General features: G+C 69.1%; 2 protein-coding genes. Both read right to left on the minus strand.

The annotated features are described in order from the left end of the window. A partial coding sequence (locus ACFW16_RS36095) for an NAD(P)(+) transhydrogenase (Re/Si-specific) subunit beta (protein WP_380313928.1) occupies window positions 1-1238 on the minus strand: 1238 nt, incomplete at its 3' end. A 63-nt stretch (window positions 1239-1301) separates the two neighbouring features. Further along, window positions 1302-1667 (minus strand): proton-translocating transhydrogenase family protein, encoded by a 366-nt coding sequence (locus ACFW16_RS36100; protein WP_380313929.1) that lies wholly within the window; start codon window positions 1665-1667, stop codon window positions 1302-1304. Between the last annotated feature and the right edge of the window lie 3 nt (window positions 1668-1670).

Below are 1670 nucleotides of genomic sequence, written 5' to 3' on the forward strand. Positions count from 1 at the left end.
TCCAGGATCGGCATGCCGTAGATCGGGCTCGCCGGGTCCGTCTTCGCCGCCGGGTTGGTCACGTCGTTCGCCCCGATCACGAAGGCCACGTCGGCCTGGGCGAAGTCGCGGTTGATCTCCTCCAGCTCGAACACCTCGTCATAGGGCACGTTGGCTTCGGCCAAGAGCACGTTCATGTGCCCCGGCATGCGGCCCGCCACCGGGTGGATGGCGTAGCGCACCTCCACCCCCTCCTTCTTCAACAGGTCCGACATCTCTCTCAAGGCATGCTGCGCCTGCGCCACCGCCATGCCGTAGCCCGGCACGATGATCACCGACCGCGCGTTCTTCATCACGAAGGCCGCGTCCTCCGCCGAGCCCTGCTTCACCGCCCGGTCGCCGGCCGGACCCGCCGCGGCCGATGCCGCCTCGCCGCCGAAGCCGCCCAGGATCACGTTGATGATCGACCGGTTCATCCCCTTGCACATGATGTAGCTGAGGATCGCGCCCGACGACCCGACCAGGGCGCCGGTGACAATCAAGAGGTTGTTCTGCAGGGTGAAGCCGATGCCGGCCGCCGCCCAGCCGGAGTAGCTGTTCAGCATCGACACCACCACCGGCATGTCCGCCCCGCCGATCGGCAGGATCAAAAGGAAGCCGAGCGCCAGCGCCACCAGGATCAGGAGCAGGAACGCCGCCCCCGACTGCCCGGCGCACATCCACACGATCAGGAGAATGATGAGGATCCCGAGGCCGGCGTTCAGCGGGTGCTGGAACGGGAACACCAGCGGCTTGCCCGAGACCAGCCCCTGCAGCTTGGCGAAGGCCACCAGCGAGCCGGTGAAGGTGATCGCGCCGATCGCCGCCCCCAGCGCCATCTCGATCAGGCTGCCGACATGGATCGCGCCCGGCGTGCCGATATTGTAGGCCGCGGGGTCGAGGAACGCCGCTGCCGCCACGCACACCGCCGCCAGCCCGACCAGGCTGTGGAACGCCGCCACCAGCTGCGGCAAGGCCGTCATCTGGATCCGCTGCGCCACCACATAGCCGATGCCGCCGCCGATCGCGATCGCCGGCACGATCAGCCAGTAGTTCCGCACCTGCGGCAGCAGGATCAGCGTCGTCGCCACCGCCAGTGCCATGCCGGCGATCCCGTACCAGTTCCCCTGCCGGCTCGTCTCCGGGCTCGACAGACCCCGCAGCGCCATGATGAAGCACACCGCCGCCACCAGATACGCCAGCACCGCCAGGCTCGTCATGCCTCTATCCCCTCACTCCCGGGGGCCCTCGCAGGGCCGATGTCTTTGGATGGCCTGTGCGGCCTAGGATTTCTTCCGGTACATCGCCAGCATGCGGCGGGTCACCAGGAAGCCCCCGAAGATGTTCACCGAGGCCAAGAGCACCGCCAGCGCGCCGAGCAGGCTCGACGCCCCGATCACCGCCGGGCCCGCCGCGATCAGCGCGCCGACCACGATCACCGAGGAGATCGCGTTGGTCACGCTCATCAGCGGCGAGTGCAAGGCCGGCGTCACCCGCCAGACCACGTAGTAGCCGACGAAGCAGGCCAGCACGAACACCGTCAGACCGGTCAGGAAGAAGCCGTGCTCCCCCGCCGGCACTGCGGCCGCCTGCGCCTGCACCGCCAAGGCCTGGGCCTGGTCGGCCAGCCCCCGCGCCGCCTCGGCCAGGCC

The sequence above is a fragment of the Inquilinus sp. NPDC058860 genome, assembly GCF_042743185.1.
GTDB lineage: Bacteria > Pseudomonadota > Alphaproteobacteria > DSM-16000 > Inquilinaceae > Inquilinus.